22 protein-coding genes and 2 pseudogenes are annotated in these 20,436 nt (G+C 67.2%); 10 read left to right on the top strand and 14 right to left on the bottom strand.

Features of this window, described 5'->3' with window-relative positions:
• Positions 1-18 precede the first annotated feature (18 nt).
• From ccmC to AC1DTW_RS19050, 7 genes are read left to right on the top strand one after another with little or no spacing between them, the layout of a single operon-like run.
• Entirely contained in the window at positions 19-807 is a 789-nt protein-coding gene (gene ccmC, locus AC1DTW_RS19020; RefSeq protein ID WP_477982898.1) for a heme ABC transporter permease CcmC, read from the top strand.
• Positions 804-998 (top strand): heme exporter protein CcmD, encoded by a 195-nt coding sequence (gene ccmD / locus AC1DTW_RS19025; protein WP_477982899.1) that lies wholly within the window; start codon positions 804-806, stop codon positions 996-998. Before ccmC ends, ccmD begins: the two co-directional genes overlap by 4 nt.
• The gene (gene ccmE / locus AC1DTW_RS19030; protein WP_477982900.1) at positions 995-1,459 is read left to right on the top strand and encodes a cytochrome c maturation protein CcmE; all 465 of its coding nucleotides are present in this window, start codon (positions 995-997) and stop codon (positions 1,457-1,459) included. The genes ccmD and ccmE overlap by 4 nt, the downstream gene beginning before the upstream one ends.
• Positions 1,456-3,462 carry a heme lyase CcmF/NrfE family subunit gene (locus AC1DTW_RS19035; RefSeq protein ID WP_477982901.1) on the top strand — a complete coding sequence of 669 codons (2,007 nt, stop codon included), beginning with the start codon at positions 1,456-1,458 and terminating at the stop codon, positions 3,460-3,462. The genes ccmE and AC1DTW_RS19035 overlap by 4 nt, the downstream gene beginning before the upstream one ends.
• Positions 3,463-3,469: 7 nt before the next feature.
• Positions 3,470-3,997, top strand: coding sequence for a DsbE family thiol:disulfide interchange protein (locus tag AC1DTW_RS19040; protein WP_477982902.1), 528 nt, complete (start codon positions 3,470-3,472; stop codon positions 3,995-3,997).
• Positions 3,990-4,418, top strand: coding sequence for a cytochrome c-type biogenesis protein (locus AC1DTW_RS19045; protein ID WP_477982904.1), 429 nt, complete (start codon positions 3,990-3,992; stop codon positions 4,416-4,418). The genes AC1DTW_RS19040 and AC1DTW_RS19045 overlap by 8 nt, the downstream gene beginning before the upstream one ends.
• The gene (locus tag AC1DTW_RS19050) at positions 4,415-5,074 is read left to right on the top strand and encodes a tetratricopeptide repeat protein (protein ID WP_477982905.1); all 660 of its coding nucleotides are present in this window, start codon (positions 4,415-4,417) and stop codon (positions 5,072-5,074) included. The genes AC1DTW_RS19045 and AC1DTW_RS19050 overlap by 4 nt, the downstream gene beginning before the upstream one ends.
• 12 nt (positions 5,075-5,086) lie before the next feature.
• Here the strand turns inward: AC1DTW_RS19050 and AC1DTW_RS19055 are convergent, their stop codons facing one another.
• The 8 genes from AC1DTW_RS19055 to AC1DTW_RS19090 all read right to left on the bottom strand — a co-directional run bounded on the left by AC1DTW_RS19055 (position 5,087) and on the right by AC1DTW_RS19090 (position 13,424).
• The gene (locus AC1DTW_RS19055; protein ID WP_477982907.1) at positions 5,087-6,505 is read right to left on the bottom strand and encodes a sulfatase family protein; all 1,419 of its coding nucleotides are present in this window, start codon (positions 6,503-6,505) and stop codon (positions 5,087-5,089) included.
• A gap of 89 nt (positions 6,506-6,594) precedes the next feature.
• On the bottom strand, positions 6,595-7,314 hold the full coding sequence (locus AC1DTW_RS19060) for a lectin (RefSeq protein WP_477982908.1): 720 nt from the start codon (positions 7,312-7,314) through the stop codon (positions 6,595-6,597).
• A 34-nt stretch (positions 7,315-7,348) separates the two neighbouring features.
• Positions 7,349-7,828 (bottom strand): c-type cytochrome, encoded by a 480-nt coding sequence (locus AC1DTW_RS19065; protein ID WP_477982909.1) that lies wholly within the window; start codon positions 7,826-7,828, stop codon positions 7,349-7,351.
• Positions 7,829-7,912: 84 nt separating this feature from the next.
• Entirely contained in the window at positions 7,913-8,554 is a 642-nt protein-coding gene (locus AC1DTW_RS19070) for a c-type cytochrome (RefSeq protein WP_477982911.1), read from the bottom strand.
• Positions 8,555-8,603: 49 nt separating this feature from the next.
• Positions 8,604-9,197, bottom strand: a complete 594-nt coding sequence (locus AC1DTW_RS19075; protein ID WP_477982912.1) for a peroxiredoxin — start codon at positions 9,195-9,197, stop codon at positions 8,604-8,606.
• Positions 9,198-9,207: 10 nt separating this feature from the next.
• Positions 9,208-9,501 (bottom strand): hypothetical protein, encoded by a 294-nt coding sequence (locus AC1DTW_RS19080; RefSeq protein ID WP_477982913.1) that lies wholly within the window; start codon positions 9,499-9,501, stop codon positions 9,208-9,210.
• 105 nt (positions 9,502-9,606) lie between these two features.
• A complete protein-coding gene (locus tag AC1DTW_RS19085) occupies positions 9,607-11,052 on the bottom strand; it encodes a DUF1501 domain-containing protein (RefSeq protein ID WP_477982914.1) in 1,446 nt (481 codons plus the stop codon).
• A 53-nt stretch (positions 11,053-11,105) separates the two neighbouring features.
• Entirely contained in the window at positions 11,106-13,424 is a 2,319-nt protein-coding gene (locus AC1DTW_RS19090) for a DUF1549 and DUF1553 domain-containing protein (RefSeq protein WP_477982915.1), read from the bottom strand.
• A 391-nt stretch (positions 13,425-13,815) separates the two neighbouring features.
• Between AC1DTW_RS19090 and AC1DTW_RS19095 the strand changes: the two genes are divergently transcribed.
• The gene (locus AC1DTW_RS19095; RefSeq protein WP_477982917.1) at positions 13,816-15,030 is read left to right on the top strand and encodes a sigma-54 interaction domain-containing protein; all 1,215 of its coding nucleotides are present in this window, start codon (positions 13,816-13,818) and stop codon (positions 15,028-15,030) included.
• A gap of 81 nt (positions 15,031-15,111) precedes the next feature.
• On the opposite strand, the pseudogene AC1DTW_RS19100 reads toward AC1DTW_RS19095, so the two are convergent.
• From AC1DTW_RS19100 to AC1DTW_RS19110, 3 genes and pseudogenes are all read right to left on the bottom strand, one after another.
• Positions 15,112-15,441: pseudogene (locus AC1DTW_RS19100) on the bottom strand (LysR family transcriptional regulator); the annotation flags it as partial.
• A 60-nt stretch (positions 15,442-15,501) separates the two neighbouring features.
• Positions 15,502-16,788, bottom strand: coding sequence for a type II toxin-antitoxin system HipA family toxin (locus AC1DTW_RS19105; RefSeq protein ID WP_477982918.1), 1,287 nt, complete (start codon positions 16,786-16,788; stop codon positions 15,502-15,504).
• A complete protein-coding gene (locus AC1DTW_RS19110; RefSeq protein WP_477982919.1) occupies positions 16,778-17,122 on the bottom strand; it encodes a helix-turn-helix domain-containing protein in 345 nt (114 codons plus the stop codon). The genes AC1DTW_RS19105 and AC1DTW_RS19110 overlap by 11 nt, the downstream gene beginning before the upstream one ends.
• Before the next feature lie 105 nt (positions 17,123-17,227).
• On the opposite strand from AC1DTW_RS19110, the pseudogene AC1DTW_RS19115 reads away from it, so the two are divergent.
• Positions 17,228-17,386: pseudogene (locus AC1DTW_RS19115) on the top strand (ABC transporter substrate-binding protein); the annotation flags it as partial.
• On the top strand, positions 17,382-17,687 hold the full coding sequence (locus AC1DTW_RS19120) for a hypothetical protein (RefSeq protein ID WP_477982963.1): 306 nt from the start codon (positions 17,382-17,384) through the stop codon (positions 17,685-17,687). The pseudogene AC1DTW_RS19115 and the gene AC1DTW_RS19120, both read left to right, overlap by 5 nt.
• Here the strand turns inward: AC1DTW_RS19120 and AC1DTW_RS19125 are convergent.
• Genes AC1DTW_RS19125 through AC1DTW_RS19135 form a run of 3 tightly spaced genes read right to left on the bottom strand, consistent with a single transcriptional unit; the run spans position 17,656 to position 20,416 of the window.
• On the bottom strand, positions 17,656-18,525 hold the full coding sequence (locus AC1DTW_RS19125) for an ABC transporter permease (RefSeq protein ID WP_477982921.1): 870 nt from the start codon (positions 18,523-18,525) through the stop codon (positions 17,656-17,658). The genes AC1DTW_RS19120 and AC1DTW_RS19125 overlap by 32 nt on opposite strands.
• Positions 18,522-19,403 carry an ABC transporter ATP-binding protein gene (locus AC1DTW_RS19130; protein ID WP_477982922.1) on the bottom strand — a complete coding sequence of 294 codons (882 nt, stop codon included), beginning with the start codon at positions 19,401-19,403 and terminating at the stop codon, positions 18,522-18,524. Before AC1DTW_RS19130 ends, AC1DTW_RS19125 begins: the two co-directional genes overlap by 4 nt.
• Positions 19,404-19,405: 2 nt before the next feature.
• On the bottom strand, positions 19,406-20,416 hold the full coding sequence (locus tag AC1DTW_RS19135; RefSeq protein ID WP_477982923.1) for an ABC transporter substrate-binding protein: 1,011 nt from the start codon (positions 20,414-20,416) through the stop codon (positions 19,406-19,408).
• Positions 20,417-20,436: the final 20 nt, after the last annotated feature.

A 20,436-nucleotide genomic window follows, 5' to 3' on the forward strand; every position in this document is an offset into this window, starting at 1 on the left:
ATTGATCGAGGTGTTCTCTTGACCGTCACGTCACTCAACCCGGCCACGGCCGGCCCTGCGCGCGTCACCGGCATCGGCTGGTGGCGGTTCGCTTCGCCGCAAGCCTTCTATCCGCTCGCCGGAAAGCTCGTTCCTGCGCTGTTCGCTGCCGCGCTGGTGCTGCTGGCGCTGGGCCTGGCCATCGGTCTGCTCGTCGCGCCGACCGACCATCAGCAAGGCGAGGCCTACCGCATCATCTTCGTCCATGTGCCTGCTGCCTGGATGGCGATGGTGATCTACCTCGCGATGGCCTTCTGGGGCGCCGTGGGGCTGGTGCTGAACACGCGGCTGTCGTTCATGGCGATGCAGGCGCTGGCGCCGACCGGCGCACTGTTCGCCTTTCTTTGCCTGTGGACCGGTGCGCTGTGGGGCAAGCCGACCTGGGGCGCCTGGTGGGTATGGGACGCGCGGCTCACCTCGGTGTTGATCCTGCTGTTTCTCTACATCGGCTTCATCGCGCTGCAGTCGGCGATCGACGATCCGCGTCGTGCGGACCGTGCCGGCGCGGTGCTCGCGCTCGTCGGCGTGATCAACGTGCCGGTCATCTTCTTCTCGGTGCAGTGGTGGAACACCTTGCACCAGGGGTCGTCGATCGGCATGCGCGGCGCGCCGACGATGGCGCCGACCATGCTGCTGGGCATGCTGGTCAGCGCGCTGGGCTTGTGGGCCTACGCGATCGCCGCGGTGCTGCGTCGGCTGCGCTGCATCGTGCTCGAGCGCGAGCGGCATGCCGACTGGGTGGCGCAGCTGCCGGAGCTGCGGTCATGAACTGGAGCAGCTGGAACGACTTCATCGCGATGGGCGGCTACGCGCGCTACGTCTGGGGGTCGGTGGGGGTGGTGCTGGCGTGCCTGGCCGGCGAATGGATCGCGTTGGGACAGCGGCGTCGGGCCATCCTTGGACAGGTGAGCCTGGCCCGGCAAGCCGAAGCCGCGGACGCGCAGGGTGGTCCGCGATGAAGGCCAGGCACAAGCGTTTCACGCTGCTCGCCGCCGGGCTGGGCGCGCTGGCATTGGCCGCATGGCTGGTGCTCGCCGCGTTCCAGAAGAACCTGGTGTTCTTCTTCACGCCCACCCAAGTGGTACGCGGCGAGGCGCCGCAGCAGCGCAGCTTCCGCGTCGGCGGCATGGTCGAGACCGGAAGCCTGGCGCGCCAGGCCGACGGCATCACCGTGAGTTTCATGGTTACCGACACCGCGCAGCGGCTGCGGGTCGACTACCGCGGCGCGTTGCCCGACCTGTTCAAGGAAGGCAAGGGCATGGTCGCGCAAGGGAAGCTGACCCCCGAGCGCGTGTTCGTGGCCGACGAGGTGCTGGCCAAGCACGATGAGAACTACATGCCGCCCGACGCGGCCTATGCGCTCGAGAAGGCGAAGGCCTCGGGCGGGGCCCGAGGCCAGGGCGGGGAGCCGTTGAAGTGATTCCCGAACTCGGCAACTTCGCGCTCGTGCTCGCGCTGTGCCTCGCGTGCGTGCAGGGCACGCTGCCGGTCGTCGGCGCCTTTCGCGGCAATGCGCGCTGGATCGGCCTGGCCCGCCGCGCCGCGGTCGGGCAATGCGTGTTCGTCACGCTCGGCTTCGGCGCGCTGGTCCACGCCTTCGTGGGCAACGACTTCTCGGTGAGCTACGTGGTGGCGAACTCGAATTCGCATTTGCCGGTTCACTTTCGCATTGCCGGCGTGTGGGGTGGGCACGAAGGCTCGGTGCTGCTGTGGATCCAGATGCTGGCGCTGTGGACCGTCGCCGTGGCCGGGTTCAGCCGCCAGCTGCCGACGGCCGTGGTGGCACGCGTGCTCGGTGTGATGGGCCTCGTCAGCATCGGCTTCCTGTGCTTCCTGCTTTTCACGTCGAACCCTTTCGATCGCACGCTGCCCGCGGCAGCCGACGGGCGCGACCTGAACCCCTTGCTCCAGGACCTTGGAATGATCTCGCATCCGCCGATCCTCTACATGGGCTATGTGGGTTTCTCGGTGGCGTTCGCGTTCGCGATCGCGGCGCTACTCGAAGGCAGGCTCGACGCGGCCTGGGCACGCTGGACGCGCCCGTGGACGCTGCTGGCCTGGTCTTTCCTTACGCTCGGCATCTTCCTCGGCAGCTCGTGGGCGTACTACGAACTCGGCTGGGGCGGGTGGTGGTTCTGGGACGCGGTGGAAAACGCCTCGTTCATGCCCTGGCTGGTCGGCACGGCGCTGATCCATTCGCTGTCGGTCACCGAGAAGCGCAACACGTTCAAGAACTGGACGGCGCTGCTCGCGATCCTGGCGTTCTCGCTGTCACTGCTCGGCACCTTCCTGGTCCGCTCTGGCGTGCTGACCTCGGTGCACGCGTTTGCCAGCGACCCGCGGCGCGGCCTGTACATCCTGATCTTCCTCGGGGTCGTGATCGGCGGCGCGCTGACGCTCTATGCATGGCGCGGCCCCACGGTGGGCCTGGGCGGGCGCTTTGCCCTGTTCTCGCGCGAGTCACTGCTGATGGTCAACAACGTGATCCTCGCGGCGGCGGCGGGCACGGTGCTGCTGGGCACGCTGTACCCGCTGGTGCTCGATGCCTTCGAGCTGGGCAAGATCTCCGTCGGGCCGCCGTACTTCGAAGCCGTCTTCGTGCCGCTGATGGTGCCGCTGCTGCTGCTCGCCGGTGTGGGGCCGCTGGTCGCTTGGAAGCAGGCGTCGGTGTCTGGCGTGCTCCGGCGCCTGCGCTGGATCGCCGCGGGCGCCTTGCTGTTCGCGGCCGTCGCGCTGGCGGTGCTGAAGACTTCGTGGCTGGTCGCGCTGGGCCTGGCGCTGGCCGCCTGGCTGCTGCTCGGCACCGCGTCGGAGCTCGCCAAGCGGCTGCGCCGCCAGCCGGCCGGCACCCCCTGGCGTGCACGGCTCGCCAGCCCGCCGCTGGGCTATTGGGGCATGATCCTCGCGCATGCCGGCGTGGCGGTGTTCGTGCTCGGCGTCACGCTGGTCAAGGGCCTGGAATCGGCGGGCGACCACAGCCTGCGTGTCGGCGACAGCGCGACGCTCGGCGACTACCGCTTCAGCTTCGCCGATCTCCGGCGCGTCGACGGCGCGAACTACATCGCGGCGCGCGCGCGCTTCGAGGTGAGCCGGGGCGACGCCCATGTCGCGACCCTGTACCCCGAGAAGCGCTTCTACGTCGTGCAGCAGATGCCGATGACAGAGGCCGCGATCGACCGTGGGTTGTTTCGCGATCTCTATGTGTCGCTCGGCGAGGCCGGCAAGGACGGCGCCTGGGTCGTACGCGTGCAGCGCAAGCCGTTCATGGGCTGGGTGTGGGCGGGCGTGCTGCTGATCGCGCTCGGCGGCGTGCTCGCCGCGGCCGACCGCCGCTACCGCGCGTCCGCCCGCCGCATGCACGGGGCGCTCGCCACCGTCGCGCCGGCGCCGCTGCCTTCATGCGTCGTTCCTCTTGTCAATTGAGACCTTCATGAGACGTTTTCTGCTGCCGCTCGGTGTCTTGTTCGCGTTGCTGATGCTGCTCGGTGCGGGCCTCGGGCGCGACCCGCAGGCGATCCCTTCGCCGCTGGTGGGCCGCCCGGCGCCGGCGTTCGCGCTGGCGCAGCTCGAGCTTCCCGACAAGAGCTTCGGTCCGCAGGACATGAAGGGCAAGGTCTGGATGCTCAACGTGTGGGCGTCTTGGTGCAGCTCGTGCCGGCATGAGCATCCGCTGCTGCTCGATCTGGCGCAGCGCGGCGTCGTGACTATCGTCGGGCTCGACTACCTGGACGCGCGGCCCGAGGGTGTCAAGTGGCTGGCACAGCACGGCAATCCCTATCAGCTCTCGGTGCTCGACGCCAACGGCAAGATCGGCATCGACTACGGTGTCTACGGCGTGCCCGAGACCTACGTCATCGACAAGCTCGGCATCGTCCGCCTCAAGCACACCGGGCCGGTCACCGCGGAGGTCATCGAGACGAAGCTGCTGCCGCTGATCAAGGCACTGAACCGTGGCTAGGAGGCTGTCGAGTTTGCTGCTCGCGCTGCCGCTGGTGGCGCTGGCGCAAGGCCAGCCCGCCGTCTCGCCGGATGCCGATGCGGCGCTGGAGCAGCATGTGAAGCGGATCGCCGAAGAACTGCGCTGCCTTGTCTGCCAGAACCAGACGATCGCCGATTCACAGGCGCAGCTGGCGATCGATCTGAAGAACCAGGTGCGCGAGCAACTCGCGCAGGGTGCGTCCGATGCGCAGGTGATGGACTACATGGTGCAGCGCTATGGCGACTTCGTGCTGTATCGCCCGCCGTTGAAGGGCACGACGGGTCCACTGTGGTTCGGGCCGCTGGCGATGCTGCTCGCGGGCTTGGCCGTCCTGTGGTCGCGGTTGCGCCGCCAGGGTCGTCCGGAGCACGCCGCAGAAGAAGAGGGCGGTGCCGCATGAGCTTGTTTCTCGCCCTCGCCGCGCTGCTGTGCGTACTGGCGCTGGCCGTCGTGCTGCCAGTGCTGCTGCGCCGCGATGCCGGAGGACGGCAGCCTGTCGAACGCTGGCCTGCTGCCGCCCTTGCGCTGGCGATCCCGTTGTCGGCTGCGGGCGTCTACCGCGCGGTCGGGCATCCGGCCGCATGGGGCCCTGCCGAGATCGCATCGGTCGAGTCGCTGCGCGCACAGGCGGCGTCTCGGCCCGGCGATGCGGCCGCGTGGCGGTCATTGGCGCGTGCCCACGAATCAGCGGGGCGCTTCGAGGCGGCCGTCGAGGCCTACCGCCACCTGGTGACGCTGCAACCCGACGACGCCGATCTCTTGCTCGACTTCGCCGTGACCCTGGCCATGAGCACCGGCCAGCACCTCGACGGCGAGCCGGATCGACTCATTCAACGCGTGCTGGTGCTCGACCCGAAGAACGTGCAGGCGCTGGCCTTGTCGGGCAGCGTGCGCTACGAGCGCAAGGATTACGCCGGCGCTGTGGCGCTGTGGCGGCAGGTGCTGGCGCAGGTGCCGGCCGACTCGGCGGCCGCCGGCTCGATTGCCGACAGCCTCGCGAAGGCCGAGTCGTTGACAGGCGGCGCGATCGGGTCGCCATCGCCGCTGCGCAGGTAGGCGACGGCCGGGTCAGTCGGATTGCTGGGGAGCGTAGTGATCGGCCTGGACGTTGGGCGTCAACCCGTGCGTGAACACCTCGGGTGTGATCGGCAGCATGGTCGTGCTCCAGGTCTCCCAGTTGCGACGCAATTGCTCGAGGACCTCGGGATGCTTGCTCGCCAGGTTGGCGCGCTCGCGCTGGTCGACGACGACATCGAAGAGAAACTCGTTGCCGTTGATCTTCAGGTACTTCCAGTTGCCCGAGCGAACGGCACGCTGCGCATTCGCCTTGTAGCGCCAGTAAAGGGTTCGCGGCGACGGCGTGCGTTCGCCGAGCAGCACCGGCAACAGGTTCTCGCCATCCGGCGGGGTGGCGGGGTCGGGCAGTGCGCCGGCCGCGGCCAGCAGCGTCGGAAGCCAGTCCATGCTGATCGCGACCTGGCTGTTCACGTCGCCGGCCCTCAGGTGGCCGGGCCAGCGTACGATCGCCGGCACGCGGATGCCGCCTTCGAGCAGCTCGGTCTTCTGGCCGCTGAAAGGCCAGTTCCTGGAGAAGCGCTCGCCACCGTTGTCGCTCGTGAAGATGACGATGGTGTCGTCCGCCAGGCCTTGGTCGGCCAAGGTCAGGAGCACGCGGCCGACCGCGGCGTCGAGTGCTGTCACCATCTTCGCGTAGATGGCCAGGTTGCCGCCGTCGTAGTGAAAGATGTTGCCGATTTCGCGCGACACCGCTTCGTCGCCCGGTCCCTCCCAGGGCCAGTGCGGCGCAGTGAAATGCAGCGACAGGAAGAAGGGCTGCGCCGCGGCCTTGCGCTCGCGCAGATAGTCCGACGCACGCTCGCTCAGCAGGTCGGTGTAGTAACCCACCTTGTGCACCGGCACCTCGCCTTCGAACAGGTCTTCCTTGACCTTGTCCCCGACAGCGGGCTTGTGCGTGAAGTAGTCGATCGCGCCACCATAGTTGCCGAAGAACTGGTCATAGCCGCTCTTCAGCGGGCCGAAACTGGGCAGGGCGCCCAGGTGCCATTTGCCGAACAGGGCCGTCGCGTAGCCGGCGCGCCGCAGCAACGATGGCAGTGTGGCATGGCCGGGCGGCAGCCCCACCGTGTCCGAGGCGCCGGCGATCGGTTCCTCCAGGCCGCCGCGCAGCCGGTATTGATAGCGCCCGGTGATCAGGCCGAAGCGCGTGGCCGAGCACACGGCCGAATTCGCATAGGCCTGCGTCAAGCGCGTGCCTTGTGCCGCGAGCCGGTCGAGATGCGGCGTCTGGTAGTCGGTCTGGCCGTAGACGCTGAGGTCGGCATAGCCGAGGTCGTCCGCGAGGATGAAGACGATGTTCGGGGGCTTCGCGTCCTTCGCGAGGCTGCGCGACGTGCCGATGCAGCTGCCCACGGCCAGTGCGGATGCGCCGCGCAGCCACTGGCGTCGCGATGGAGTGGTAGTCGTCATGGTTCGAGACGGTTGACTGGATCAGTCTAGCGTGCGGCTCGTCGCGGCTCGGCCATTGCGTGGCCGAGCGAATCGAACGCGAAGCTTTCTCAGTCGACGGCGAAGCAATAGAACAGGCCCGCACCGCCAGTGGCGACGAGGTTCGCCTGCCCGCAGCCGCGGCTGGCGTGCGTGGAGTTCCACGAGGTGTTGCCGCCGCCGGTGCGGTCGAAGTGGCCGACCTGCGCGGCGCCGTCGGCGGCACTGCTCGTGTAGTTCTTGCAGGTGTGGTCGGCGGCATCGGCATAGGCACGGCCATCGAGCTGCGAGCCGGTCAGGATGTCGTGCTCGTTGGGCTTGTCGCCAGCGCGCTTGACCGCCTCGTTGGTCTCCGTGAATGCGGTGGCCCAGCTCAGGTTGTTGCCCAGCCTGGCTTCGTCGAGGGTGTCGCCGTGCAGATGCGACAGGTTGCGCGCAACGACGGCACCGCGGACGTTGTACCAGGGGCCCTGGCCGATGCGATCGCGCGCGTTGACGGCCGGCTGCCCGTTCGCCGCCTGGCTGCTGAGGTAGGCGCGCCAGGTCTTGTGACCCGCGCCGACGGCTCCGGCGAGCTTCTGGCAATGGGCATCGGCGCCGGCGAGGCCGCCGAGGTCAGCGCCCTTGCCCGGCCCGGCACTGGTCACGAAGAAGCTGAAGAGGCGAGTGGCATCCGCGGCCGACGGGGCGGGGGCGGCGGCCGGCGCGCTGGCCGTCTGGGCGAACGCACACGGCGGGGTGGCTGCGAGCGCGACGCAGAGCAAGGCAGCGCTGCTTCTGAAATGTTGCATGAGAGTCTCCGAAGGGTTGTCGATGGGGAAGGCGTCAGTCCTTGGCGCGGAAATCGTCGTGGCAGGCCTTGCAGGTGCGCGTCAGCTTCGCGTACTGCTCCTTGACCGCAGAAGGCTCGCCGGCCGCGGCGATTCGGGCCAGCTCGGTGGCCTCGCGGCTGAAATTGGCGGCGTATTCGCCGACCTTCTTGCCGTCCTGGAACAGCTCGGGCTTGACCGCGGTGTCATGCCAGCCCTTGCCCTGTTCGGTGCCGGGTGCGAACAGCGCACCCAGGCCTGAGTTGGCAACCGCGGCGATGGTGTTTGCGGCCTTGACCACGTCGTCCTTGTTGTACTGACCATCGAGCGCTGTCTTGATGCGGCCGGTGTTCCAGCCGATCAGTTGGTAGGCGGACTGGCGCCACTTGATGAGCTGCTCGGGCTTGGGCGCTTGCTGTGCGACGACCGCGGTCGATGCGGCGGCGATCGCCACCGCGAGGGCGGAAGCAGTGAGGGTGCGAAAGGCTTTGGTCATGGGTGTCGTTGCGGGTTGGGAATGAAATGGTGTGTGTCTTGATGGATGCAGTGAAGGACAGGGGTGCCAGATGACTCGATGCCACTAGAGTCCGGCGAGGTAGCTCGCGAGCGCCTGGATCTCGCGGTCGGTGAGTGTTTGGGTCACCCGGTTCATCGCCCCGTCGGCGCTGTTGTGGCGTTCGCCGCTGCGCCACTCGGTCAGCTGCCTTTCGAGGTAGTGCGCTTCCTGGCCGCCGATCACCGGTGCGGTCGCGGCGCCGGCGGCGCGGCCCTTGCCGGCGTCGCCGTGGCATTCGACGCACGCGGTCACGCCGCGCGCCGGGTCGCCCCGCAGGTAGAGCTCGCGCGCCGGCGCCACGTCACGGGCGCCATCGCCACGCATGACGGGCAGGCCGGCGAAGTAGGCGGCAATGTCGGCGATATCGGCGTCATCGACGCTGCGCGCCATCATGGCCATGAAGTCGTGGCGGCGCGCGCCGCTGCGGAAGTCGCGGATCTGCTTCACGATGTAGGCAGACGATTGCCCGGTCAGTTTGGCGAACTTGCCGCCGGTGCCGTTGTTCGGTCCGCTCGTGCGCGGATCGATGCTGTGGCATTCGATGCAGCGTTCCGAATCGGATTTCTCCTTGCCGGCGATGGCGTCGCCTTGAGGCGCGCCGGTGCCGCTTGCATTGGCGATGGCCGCGCTGCCAGCGGGCGCCGCGATGCACAGCACAGCCCACATGGCGCCGATCCGCACGAGTTGGGCTGTGCGACGTTGCGTGGCGCCCGGGTCACCGCGGCGCGGCCGCCAGCTTCTGCACCGCTGCCAGCGCCCGTTCGACGTTGGCCACCGGCGTCAGGCCGCCCACCGTGGCCGCGATCCTGCCGTCGGGCGTGATGACGAAGGTGGTGCGTTCCGTCGAGCCATGGTCGATGTCGGCACCGCGCGTGTCCTTGCGCCCGGCGACCGCGTCGCGCACCGCCAGGTCGTAGGCCCTGGCGATCCTCCCGTCGGCGTCCGATGCCACGGCGATCTTGCCGGCGCAGTACTGGGGGTCGGCCGAGAACTCATTGAGCCGACCGATGCTGTCCAGCGACACGCCGACGATGGTCGCGCCGGCCGCCACGAATTGGTCGTGATGAACCGCAAAGGTGTGCGCCTGCAGGTTGCAGCCGCCCGTGAAGGCGGACGGATAGAAGTAGACGACCACCGGCCCGTTCTTCAGGCTGTCCTTCAGCGAGAAGCTGAAGGCCTTGCCGGCCAGCGAGGCCTGCGCCGTGAAGGCCGGGGCCGCATCGCCTTCCTTGAGTGCCGCGAGCGCGGCGGACGACACGACAGTGGCGAGCAGGGCGGCCGGCAGGCACGCCGCAAGAGAACGTTTCATCGATTGGCTTTCAGGATTTCTTGTAGTAGTTGTGGCAGGTCTTGCAGGTTCTCGACAGCGTGGTCGCCGAGTCGGTGGCGGCGCCGAAGTCGCTGGTCGACACCGACTGCAAGATCTGCGTGCTCAATGCGCGGCTCTTCTTCGCCAGCTCCACCGCGTCCGGGGCATCACCCTTCCTCGCGTAGAACGCCTCGACCTGCGCGAACATCTCGGTCAGTTCCTTGGCGTCCGAACTGGCGCCCTTGGTTTCCTTGATCGCGATGTTGGAGGCCAGGCTCTTGTTGCTGTCCTCGATGCTGTGCATCAGGTCGGTGTCGAGTTCTGCCTGATCGGATCGGGCGCCCCCGGCCAGGGCCAGGAGCGCGGCGAGTCCAACGATTGCCCGTCGCATGTGCGCGCGTTCTCGTGGTCAGGCGAGCAGTTCCTTGATGACCTTCCCGTACACCACGGTCGGGCGCTCGGAACGGCCGTTGTTCAGGAACGTGGTCTTCAGGTGATCCAGCCCGAGCAACTGCAGCACCGTCGCATGCAGGTCGTAGGTGTCGACGGCCTTGTCCTTGTCGGCGACCTGCAGGCCGATCTCATCGGTCTCGCCGTAGGTGGTGCCGGCCTTGATGCCGGCGCCGGCCAGCCACTGCGTGTAGCCCCAGGCGTTGTGGTCACGGCCGTTGCCACTCTGGCCGTACGAGGTGCGGCCGAACTCGGAAGTCCACACCACCAAGGTCGACTCGAGCAGGCCGCGCGACTTCAGGTCGGCGAGCAGGCCGCCGATCGGCTTGTCGACCATGCGCGCCATCAGGCCGTGGTTCTTCTCGAGATCGCTGTGCGCATCCCAGCTCGTGAACTCGGTCTCGCCATCGGGCGCGCCCGACACGACCTGGATGAAGCGCACCCCGCGTTCCACCAGGCGCCGCGCGCGCAGCAGGGTCGTGCCGTAGCTCGCGCTGGTCGGGTCGTCCAGGCCGTACAGCGCCTTGGTGGCATCGGTTTCCTTGGCCAGATCGACCGCTTCCGGCGCGGCCGCCTGCATGCGGTCGGCGAGCTCATAGGAGCGCACCCGCGCGAGCAGCTCCGTATCGGCCGGACGCTGCGCCGTGCCCAGCGCGTTCAGGCGCTTCAGCAAATCGAGCGAGCTGCGCTGCTGGGTCGCGGCCCGCAATTCGGGCCGGTCCAGGTACAGGATCGGCGACGCGCCTGGACGGAACGCCGTGCCCTGGTAGACGGCCGGCAAGAAGCCCGAGTTCCAGTTGACCGAACCGGCACTCGGCTCGCTCTTGCCGTTGTAGAGCACGACGTAAGGCGGCAGGTCAGGATTCGCCGAGCCCAGCGCATAGGTCACCCAGGCGCCCAACGAAGGCCGCCCGGGGTTCAGGTCGCCGGTGTTCAGCTTCAGGATCGAGATGTCGTGGGTCGCGCCGACGGTCATGCTCGACTTGATGAACGCCAGCTTGTCGGCGTGCTGCGCGATGCTCGGCACCAGATCGGAGAACCAGGCGCCGCTGTCGCCGTGCTGCTTCCAGGTGCGGTTCGACGCGTACAGCTTGCCGACGCCGCCCTGGGTGCTGGTCTTGATGCCCTTCAGGAAGGAAGCGGGGACTTCCGTTCCGGCCAGCTTCACCAGGTCGGGCTTGTGGTCGTAGAGGTCGAGCGTGCTCGGCGCGCCGTTCATGTGCAGCCAGATGACCGACTTGACCTTGGCCGGGAAGTGCGGCTGCTTGGGCGCAAGCGGGTCGATCAGGTCGGCCGCCTGGGCGGCGCCGAACGCGCCCACGCCGGGGATCAGGCCGGTCAGCGCGGCGCCGCCGAGGCCTTGGCCGGTCTTGAGGAGAAAGTCGCGACGCGAAGCGATGCTCATGATGCTGTTTTCCTTGTGTTGAACGATTGTGTTGAAACTGCTTGGCAGTGAACTCAGAACCGGTAGGCGAAGTCGTTCGAGTTCGCGACCGTGTGCACGAGATCGACGAACGCCGCTGCCCGGATCGGGTTCAGCTGTTGCGTGTCTTTCAGGCCAGTGGGAACCGCGACTTCGAACTTGCCGTTCGATGTCTTTTGCGCGATGAGCTTTTCCTCGTTGGCCAGGAACTCCTTCAAAGCCGTCTTCTCCGCCTTGTTGGGCTCGCGCGAGAACAGCACCTGGTAGAGCCGGGTCAGCTGCGCAGATTCATCATTGCCGGCTTCGCGGATCACGCGGCCGGCAAGGGCCTGCGACCAGCCGAACACGATGTCGCTGTTGAACAGCGTCAGTGCCTGCAGCGGCGTCGTTGTCACATCGCGCTTGTGATGCGGTTGCGACGGATTGGCCGGGTCGAAGGACTGCATCAGCGGGTACGGCACACTGCGGCGGACGAACACGTAAATGCTTCTGCGGCGATAGTCGGCCTCGTCTTGCGACACCTGCCACAGGTTGCCGGCGTCGAGATTGCTCGGCACCGGCGGAAACACCGCCGGGCCACCGACCTTGTCTTCGAGCTGGCCCGAGGCGTACAGCAGCGCATCGCGGATCTCTTCGGCCTCGAGGCGCTTGCGCGGAAACACTGCGAGCAGCCTGTTCTCGGGGTCTGCCTTGACGGCGTCGTTGCGCTCGGCCGACGACTGGCGATAGACGCTCGACAACAGGATCTGGCGCTCCAGTTTCTTGACGCTCCAGCCCTGCTTGACGAAGTCGTCGGCGAGGTAGTCGAGCAATTCGGGGTGCGTGGGCTTCTGGCCGGCGCGGCCGAAGTCGGCCACGGTGCCGACGATGCCGGTCGCGAAGTACTGGCTCCACACGCGGTTCACGAAGACGCGCGCCGTCAGCGGGTTCGTCGGGCTGGCGATCCAGTTCGCCAGCGCGGTGCGGCGGCCCGATGAGGTCGCGGTCGGCACGATCTGCGGCTTCTCGGCGCCGGTCCATAGCGCCGGCAAGCCGGGCTGCACTTCCTCGAGCGGGCGTTCATGGACGCCACCGAAGCGCAGATGGGTGGGTGGCGCCTCGGGATGTCCGAGCTCGGTGGCCGCGGTGAGCGTGGCCGAACCACGGGCGGGTTTGAGCTTGTCGAACTTCTTCAGTTCGGCCGTCAGCTGCTCATACTGCTTCCACTTGTCGACGTTCGCGGCCTCGTATTCCGGGCCGTCCTTTTCTGTGGCGGAGTACTTCAGGAAGTTCGCGATGTCGTTGTCGGTGGTCACGCTCTTCAGGCGGAAGTTGACCCAGCGGTCCAGCGGCGTCCATTCGCTTTGGGGCTTGAAGATCGCTTCGCGGCTGTCGGTCAGGTAGCGTTCCTTGTGGTACTTCTCGCCCTTCTCGCGCACGCTGTCGAGGATGGCCTTCTGCCTGGCGCGGACGTCCTTGGTGGCGTCGCGATACGCGGCCTGCGCCTTCTCGTACTCGAGGTCGGCGGGGCCCTTCTGTGCCAGCGGCGCCTTCTCGTCGACGCTGGTGTTGGCGAAGAAGGCCTGCAGCTGGAAGTACTCCTTCTGGCTGACCTTGTCGGCCTTGTGGTTGTGGCAGCGCGCGCAACCGATGGTGGCCGACAGGAAGGTCTCGCCGACCAGGTCGGTCATGTCGGTGGCGATCTGGTACTTGCGCTGCACCAGGTCGCGCGAGTTGCTGTTGTCGGGGTAGCCCGCGAGGAATCCGGTGGCGATCCTGGCCTCCTGGCTGTCGGGCCAGAGTTCGTCGCCGGCGATCTGTTCCTGGACGAAGCGGTTGAACGGCTTGTCGTGGTTGAACGCGTCGATGACGTAGTCGCGATAGCGCCAGTTGTTCGGCCGCGTCTGGTCGCCCTGGAAGCCGGCGCTGTCGGCGTAGCGCGCGAGGTCGAGCCAGCGGCGCGCCTGGCGCTCGCCGAAGTGGTGGGACGCAAGCAGCCGATCCACCAGCTTCTCATAGGCATCGGCAGAGCGGTCGTTGACGAAGGCCTGGACCTCTTCCGGCGTGGGCAGCAGGCCCCAGGCATCGAGCGTCGCGCGCCGGATGTACGACGCACGGTCCGTGTCCGGCGAAGGCTTCAGGCCCTTGGCCTCGAGCTGCGCCAGCACGAACGTATCGACAGGCGTGCGCACCCAGTTCTTCTGCGTCACCATCGGCAGCTCGGGTCGCTTGACAGCCTGGTACGGCGACCAGGCCTTGGTGGCGATCGCCGTCGTGGCCGTGACGTCGTTCGCTGTCGCGGACTTGTCGTCGGCTGCCGATGCGGCCACGGTGCCGAGCCCCAACAGCACAGACAGGTACCAGGTCTTGTTCATTCGCGTACTCCGAGTTCCAGGATGTTGTTGTTGTGCTTGCGAGGCGTGCAGCAAGCGGCAGCACGGCCCTCGTTTGCAACTACCGAGCCAGCATTGATGCCTTGTCGATTCGACTGCGTGTCAGCGCAGGTTCACTCCCTGGCAGCCCTCTGTGGTGTGCTGTGGACTGTCGCGCTCCGAGTCGCGAATCGCGCGATCCGCTGTTCGATCTGCAGCGACACGCGCTGTTGGGAATCACGCATTCCGCGACGTCCATTGCTGAGGAATCAGCACGCCGGGCGGGCCGGGCGACAGCGGTCGTATATCCATATCCATAAACATCAGTTGGTGGATTGCCCCCTAGCCACTATGGTCTCGGCCTCGACGCCTTGCAAAACCGCCCGCCATTCGCATGTCCGCCAATCCGCTCCTGACCTTCCCAGAGCCTGCGTCGATGGCCTTGTCGATTCGGGCGAAGGCTTTGCTGTTTCACGATCCTCGATCGGTCGCGTTGCTCGAGCAGGTCGAACGCGTCGCGCGAAGCGAGGCGACGGTGCTGGTCATCGGCGAGACCGGCACCGGCAAGGAATTGATCGCGCGCCACGTGCACACGTGCAGCGGGCGCCGCGGTCCGTTCGTGGCGGTGAATTGCGGTGCCTTCAGCGAGACCCTGATCGATGCCGAGCTGTTCGGGCACGAGAGCGGCGCCTTCACCGGTGCTTCGCAGGCGCGGGCCGGCTGGTTCGAGGCGGCCAACGGCGGCACGCTGTTTCTCGATGAGATCGGCGATCTGCCGCTCGCGCTGCAGGTGAAGCTGCTGCGCGTGCTGCAAGAGCGGCAAGTGGTCCGGCTCGGCTCGCGTCGCTCGACGCCGATCGATGTGCGGCTGATCGCCGCGACCAACATCGAGTTGCACCAGGCCGTGGAAGCGCAGCACTTCCGCGCTGATCTGTACTACCGGCTGAGCGTGGCGTCGGTCAGTCTGCCGCCGCTGCGAGAGAGGCCGGGCGACATCCTGCCGCTGGCGCGGCACTTCATGGGCGTGTATGCGGGCAAGCTGCAGGTCGATGACCCGCGGCTGTCCGAGGACGCCCAGGGCGCGCTGCTCGCTTACGGCTGGCCCGGGAACATCCGCGAACTGGAGAACGTCATCCACTACGCGCTGATCGTCTGCCGCGATGGCATCGTGCGCGTTGCCGACTTCCGTTTCTCGCCGCTGACTCGCATGGGCGCGGTGGGGCAGGGCGAATCGCCGCAGCGTGAGGACAGTGCCAGTGCGCCGATACTTGGCGCACCGCCACTCGCGCCTGGGAGCCTTGCGCCGGAGGGTTGTATCGCAGCGCTGGAACAGGCGATCGATGGCGTCATGAACGCAACCCAGCCGCAGGTGTTCCAGACGATCGAAGCGATGCTGGTGCGGCGTGCGTTCTCTCGTTGCCACGACAACCAGGTCCGCACCGCGCGTCTCCTGGGCATCACGCGCAACACGCTTCGCACGCTGCTGAAACGGCACGGCCTCCTCAGCGATGCGGCAGCGCCGGATGTCGTGGCAGATGAGGAGGCTGGGGCGGGCCTGCCGCCCTCCGCCTCCCCTGCAGCTGCATCTGCCTATTCGTTGGCGAACTGATCACCTTTCTCAAGCAGGCGCTGCCCTTGTCGGCCCAGATTGCGCGGACGAGCAGAAGGAGCACGCGGATCAGCCGGAAGTCGGGCAGTCGCGGCCATCACGGCCCAGGCGCCACATCAACCACAGGCTCGCGATGCTGGGGCACAAAGTGACGCCTTGCCGCAGATCTTCCGTTGCCGCAGCGATCGCAGAGAGCGCGCCGCCGATACGTGAAAGGTACAGCTCTCCAGCTGCGCTGATGGGCACGCAATGAGCGCTTCGCTCAAACAGGCGCACACCCAGGTGCGATTCGAGCCGCGCGACCTGGTGGATGATCGTCGATGCCATGAGATGAAGTTCCGCTGCCGCGAGCGCGAAGCTGCGCCGGCGCGCCACGGTGCGTTGCCGAATCCCAAGCAGGTCCGAGCCGATCGGGCATGGAGTTGACCAGCCGCAAGCAGATCCCGGCCTGCGATAGCCGCATCGTCGCACTCAACTCAGTGCAGCATCAAGGCCGATGTCGCGCGGCTTGCGGAATGCCGCTGCCACCTTGTCGCACTCGGCATTGCCGACGCCCATCTCGTTGAAGGCCGTCCGCCACTCTCGGGTCACCATGCTGATGCGCTCGACGATCTCCTTTGCTTTCGGCGGCGTCAGCCCAAATCGTCCGGACTCCGACATGGCGTTGTCGAGGGTCGCCAGGCGACCGCGCTTGCCCACGCCAAGGTGCAGACGTCGTTCGGTCGCAATCTGCGGCTTCGGCAGGACGTCGTACAGCGGGCTCAGTGTCCAGCCGCGCGCTTCGGGCAACCAGACGAAGGCGTGGTTGCGGAGGTGGTCGTCGTCGTTGCTCACCAGGACGTTGAAGACCATGCGACCGAAGAGCTCCGCGCGGTCGACGTCCACGCGTCCGTGTGCGGCGAACCGGCCCATCCTGTCCGAAAGCGCGGCGTAGCTCGCGTCGGGCGACTCGGTTTCATGCAGCTCCAGTGCCGTGAGCGCGCTGACCACCGGCTTGCGCACCCACCCGCCCTTGACCGCGGTTCTGTCGAACCGTTCGATGAGCATGACGTCGCGACCGTCGGGCATGCGCACGACGTCTGTCTGGGGCACCTGCAACCCGCAGGCGCGTGCGAGCTCGAGCGTCGCGCGCTCGATGACGGGGACATTGAACCCGTCACCGGTGGCAGGGAATTTGGCCAGGTACTGCACGTCGTCACGCACGACCACGGCCTTGGGCCGCGCGCCGCCCATCGTGGCCCCTGCATGGAAGAGCTGGGTGAGGTTCTGCGGAATGGGCTCGCCGCGCTGCACCCGGTCGGAGGCGTCGAGGAGGTAGCTCAGCTCCGTGACGGGCACCAGCAGGCCGTCCTCTTCCTCGGACTCCGGCGTCGCCCGGAAGTCGAGCGCACCCAGGCGGTTGCTGCCGGCGTGGCGCATGTAGTCGGACTCGCGCAGGGAGTTGGCCGGCACGTTGAGCTTGTTCTCGATGACGCGCCGGCCCCAGAGGTCCGGCAGTGCGTCTCGCACGGCTCCGAAGAGCGGGAGGCCGTTCGGAGGAGTGATCTGCTTCACCGAGCCGGGTACCGCGCCCTCCAGCCGGAGCGCGGAGGTGTCCAGCGGGATCGCGTTGCCGCGCTGCAGGTACCTGCTGCCGAAGCCGAAGGTGGATCCAACGGCCTGGCTTCCTTCTTCCTGGAGATGCAACAAGCCCGCCGGCACGGCGCGCAACTCCGCGCCCAGGAAGGCGAAGACCGTCGTGGTGAATTCAGAAGTCATAGGCGTCTTCACGCGCGGCCGCGCCGTGCAGCCCGGAGGCGCGTTGGCGCGTGCCAGCGCGCGCTGGCGTCGGCGTGTTGGCGCGCGCGGGCGCGCTCGGCTGCAGGAGATGGAGGAGCGAAGCCTCCTCCATCGCCGACAGCCACGAGCTGAAGCTCACCGCAGGGTCACCGGACTCGATGCGCGCCAACGTGGCGCGGCTCAGGCGCGCGCGCGCGCTGAAGTCCACCTGCGTCGAGTTCATCGCGAGTCTGGAGGCGCGCACGGCCTTGCCGAGTTGCCGGGCAGCGTCCAAGCCAGCCGGGGTCACGAATTCCAGTTCAGGTCGACGCATGTCGCTCCTCCTTCATGGTGCCAGTGTACCAACTAAGAGGCAAATCGACAATGATTTGTATCTAATATGAGGATCTATGATGCCAATGCTTCAATTAAGATACATCCTACCGACAACTGGGAGCTTGCACCGTACCTGCAGCGCATCAAGGATGCGAAACCGGATGCTGTGTTCGTCTTTCTCCCTGCTGGCGAGCCGATGGTGGCATTCATGAAGGGCTTTGCCGATCGTGAAATGCCAAAGGCCGGCATCAAGATTCTTGCGCTGGATCGCCCATGCCATTCAGAAACAGGGCGGCAAGGTCGATCCGGACGCGACCATCGCCGCGGCGAAGGGCTACACGTACGAGAGTCCTCGGGGAACGATCCTGATCGATGCCGAAACGCGCGACGTTGTCCACGACATCACGCCTACTGCTCCCTGCCACTCAAAGCAGCAGGTTAGGGTTCTTGCGTGGGTCAGTTTTAAACGGAAGTCAGCGGGGTCAGTGGATCACTTCTGGGTGGAAATCAACACGCGCCGCCTTGCGTCGCTCACCGCTGCATGCCCCAGCGGCGCACCGTGATGCGCTCGAGCGTGTCGAAGCCCAGGCTCTCGACCAGCAGGCCGATCAGGATCACGCTGGCCAGGCCGGCAAACACCTTGTCGGTGTAGAGCTCGTTGCGGTTCTGAAAAATGTACCAGCCCAGGCCGCCCTTGCCCGACGAGGCGCCGAAGAACAGTTCCGCGGCGATCAGCGTGCGCCACGCGAAGGCCCAGCCGATGCGCAGCCCCGACAGGATCGCCGGCAGCGCCGACGGCACGAGCACCAGCACCACGAAGCGCAGGCCGCGCAGGCCGTAGTTGCGCCCGGCCATGCGCAAGGTCTCGGGCACGCCCTGGAAGCCGGCGTAGGTGGCCAGTGCGAGCGGCCACAGCACCGAATGCACGAGCACGAACACGAGGCTCGCCTTGCCCAGGCCGAACCACAGCAGCGCCAGCGGCAGCAGCGCGATCGCCGGCAGCGGGTTGAACATCGCGGTCAGCGTGCTCAGCAGGTCGCGGCCGAAGCGCGTCGACACCGCCAGCGCCGTGAGCGCGAAGGCGCAGACGATGCCGAGCAGGTAACCCTGCAGCAGCAGCGCCATCGAGATGCGCGCCTTGTCGATCAGCTCGCCGCTCGCGAAGCCGTCGATGAAGGCGCGGGCCGACTGCGTGAACGTGGGCAGTAGCAGGTCGTTGTTCGCGAGCCGTGCGACCAACTCCCACAGCCCGGCGAGCAGCGCGACGATCACGGCCTTGCGCCACGCCGTGTGCTGCCATAGCCGCGCCGGCAGCGGCAACGCGCGCTCGGGCGCCACGTCGCCCAGCGGCTCCAACGGCCGCTCGAACTCGGCGCGGATCGGTGTGGAAGAGACGGTCATGGCGCGCAGCCGCGGGCCGTCGCGTCGAAGAGCAGGCCGTGGATGCGCCGCGCCTGTGCCTGGAAGGTCTCGCTGCCCAGGCTGTGCAGGTCGAACTGGTGCGCATTGAGCTCGGCGCGCACGCGCCCGGGATGCGGTGAGAGCACCAGGATGCGGTCGCCCACCACCAACGCCTCCTCGATCGAGTGGGTCACGAACAGCAACGTGAAGCGTTCCTCGTCCCAAAGCTCGAGCAGTTCCTCCTGCATGCGGCGGCGCGTCAGCGCGTCGAGCGCCGCGAAGGGTTCATCCATCAGCAAGACCTTGGGCCGCATTGCCAGCGCGCGGGCGATCGCGACGCGCTGCTTCATGCCGCCCGACAGCGTGTGCGGATGCACGTCGGCGAAGTCGGCCAGCCCGACCTTCGCGAGCACCTCGAGTGCTCGATCCCGCGCCTGTGCCTTGGGCAGCCGGCGCGACGCGAGCAGCGGGAACATCACGTTGGCCAGCACGGTCTTCCACGGCGGCAACTGGTCGAACTCCTGGAATACGGCGATGCGGTCAGGGCCCGGCTCGCGCACCGGCTCGCCATCGAGCCGGATCTCGCCTTCGCGCGCCGGCAGGAATCCGCCCACGGCCTTCAGCAGCGACGACTTGCCACAGCCCGACGCACCCAGCAGCACGAAGCGGTCGCCTTGGTGCACATCGAAGCTCACGCGGTGCGTGGCCCGAACAACGCGGTCGTGCGTGACGTACTCCAGCGTCAGCCCATCGACCTGCAGCAGCGCGGCGCTCGGTGCCAGCGCCTTCGCGGCCGGTGTCGACGCGCGCTCCACGGCAGACTCGGCTTCGGCGGTGCGCAACAGCGTGTCGTTGCCCGAGGCCCAGGACGAGACCATGCTCAATTGCCCGCGGTGTTCTGCGCGTCGTCGAAGAAGTAATCCTTGGCCGATGCCGGCCTGTGCTTGATCGCGCCGACGCGGTACATGAACTCGGCCAGCGCGTAGGTGTTCTGCGGCGCCAGCTTGAACTCGACCTCGGGGTTCTTGATGATGCCGAGCAGCAGCTTGCGGTCGATGCCGGACTTGTTGGTGCGGATGAAGATGTCTGCGGCCTTCTCGGGATCCTTGCGCACGAGTTGTGCAGCCTCGGCGAGCGCGTCGACGAAGGCCTTGTAGGTCTTCGGGTTCTCCTTGCGGAACTTCTCGGTCCCGTAAAGCACCGTGGCCGACGACGGGCCACCCAGCACGTCGTAGCTCTTCAGCACGATGTGGGCGGCCGGGTTGCCGGTCAGGCCCTGCTCCTGGAACGGCGGGTTGCCGAAATGCGCGGTGATCTCGGTGCCGCCCCTGATGATCGCGGCGGTGGCTTCGGGATGCGGGACGGCGACCTGGATCTTGTCCAGCCGGTTGTATTGCCCATCACCCCAGACCTTGGCCGAAGCCAGTTGCAGCACGCGCGATTGCACCGAAACACCGACTGCGGGCAGCGCGATCCTGTCCTTGTCGGTGAAGTCGGCGATGGTCTTCACCGCCGGGTTGATGCTGGTCAGGTAGTACGGGAAATTCCCCAGCGACGCGATGCCGCGCACGTTCTGCTTGCCGAGCGTGCGATCCCAGATCGTCAGCAGCGGGCCGACGCCGGCGCCGGCCACGTCGATCGATCCCGACAGCAGAGCCTCGTTCACCGCCGCACCGCCCGAGAGCTTGACGAACTCGACCTTGATGTCCAGCCCCTGTGCCTTGCCCTGCTTCTCGATCAGGTCCTGGTCCTGCGCGACGTTGAGCAACAGGTAGACGATGCCGAACTGCTCGGCGATGCGCAGCTGGCCCTCGGCATGGGCAGGCAGGGTGGCGCCGAACGAGAGAAGGGCCACGGCGGAGGCCGCGAGGCGGCGTGAGATCGAGATCATCGAGGGTCCAGTGAAAGTCA

This window comes from Rhizobacter sp. P5_A1 (assembly GCF_056400745.1).

What these genes read in the sequence shown, in the direction of transcription:
- AC1DTW_RS19065 (WP_477982909.1), bottom strand. Translation starts at nt 7,828, where the DNA reads ATGACCAAAGCCTTTCGCACCCTCACTGCTTCCGCCCTCGCGGTGGCG.
- AC1DTW_RS19090 (WP_477982915.1), bottom strand. Translation starts at nt 13,424, where the DNA reads ATGAACAAGACCTGGTACCTGTCTGTGCTGTTGGGGCTCGGCACCGTG.
- ccmE (WP_477982900.1), top strand. Translation starts at nt 995, where the DNA reads ATGAAGGCCAGGCACAAGCGTTTCACGCTGCTCGCCGCCGGGCTGGGC.
- AC1DTW_RS19105 (WP_477982918.1), bottom strand. Translation starts at nt 16,788, where the DNA reads ATGACTTCTGAATTCACCACGACGGTCTTCGCCTTCCTGGGCGCGGAG.
- AC1DTW_RS19135 (WP_477982923.1), bottom strand. Translation starts at nt 20,416, where the DNA reads ATGATCTCGATCTCACGCCGCCTCGCGGCCTCCGCCGTGGCCCTTCTC.
- AC1DTW_RS19060 (WP_477982908.1), bottom strand. Translation starts at nt 7,314, where the DNA reads ATGCAACATTTCAGAAGCAGCGCTGCCTTGCTCTGCGTCGCGCTCGCA.
- AC1DTW_RS19055 (WP_477982907.1), bottom strand. Translation starts at nt 6,505, where the DNA reads ATGACGACTACCACTCCATCGCGACGCCAGTGGCTGCGCGGCGCATCC.
- AC1DTW_RS19130 (WP_477982922.1), bottom strand. Translation starts at nt 19,403, where the DNA reads ATGGTCTCGTCCTGGGCCTCGGGCAACGACACGCTGTTGCGCACCGCC.
- AC1DTW_RS19125 (WP_477982921.1), bottom strand. Translation starts at nt 18,525, where the DNA reads ATGACCGTCTCTTCCACACCGATCCGCGCCGAGTTCGAGCGGCCGTTG.
- AC1DTW_RS19050 (WP_477982905.1), top strand. Translation starts at nt 4,415, where the DNA reads ATGAGCTTGTTTCTCGCCCTCGCCGCGCTGCTGTGCGTACTGGCGCTG.
- AC1DTW_RS19070 (WP_477982911.1), bottom strand. Translation starts at nt 8,554, where the DNA reads ATGTGGGCTGTGCTGTGCATCGCGGCGCCCGCTGGCAGCGCGGCCATC.
- AC1DTW_RS19110 (WP_477982919.1), bottom strand. Translation starts at nt 17,122, where the DNA reads ATGCGTCGACCTGAACTGGAATTCGTGACCCCGGCTGGCTTGGACGCT.
- AC1DTW_RS19040 (WP_477982902.1), top strand. Translation starts at nt 3,470, where the DNA reads ATGAGACGTTTTCTGCTGCCGCTCGGTGTCTTGTTCGCGTTGCTGATG.
- AC1DTW_RS19085 (WP_477982914.1), bottom strand. Translation starts at nt 11,052, where the DNA reads ATGAGCATCGCTTCGCGTCGCGACTTTCTCCTCAAGACCGGCCAAGGC.
- ccmD (WP_477982899.1), top strand. Translation starts at nt 804, where the DNA reads ATGAACTGGAGCAGCTGGAACGACTTCATCGCGATGGGCGGCTACGCG.
- AC1DTW_RS19095 (WP_477982917.1), top strand. Translation starts at nt 13,816, where the DNA reads ATGTCCGCCAATCCGCTCCTGACCTTCCCAGAGCCTGCGTCGATGGCC.
- AC1DTW_RS19080 (WP_477982913.1), bottom strand. Translation starts at nt 9,501, where the DNA reads ATGCACAGCATCGAGGACAGCAACAAGAGCCTGGCCTCCAACATCGCG.
- AC1DTW_RS19075 (WP_477982912.1), bottom strand. Translation starts at nt 9,197, where the DNA reads ATGAAACGTTCTCTTGCGGCGTGCCTGCCGGCCGCCCTGCTCGCCACT.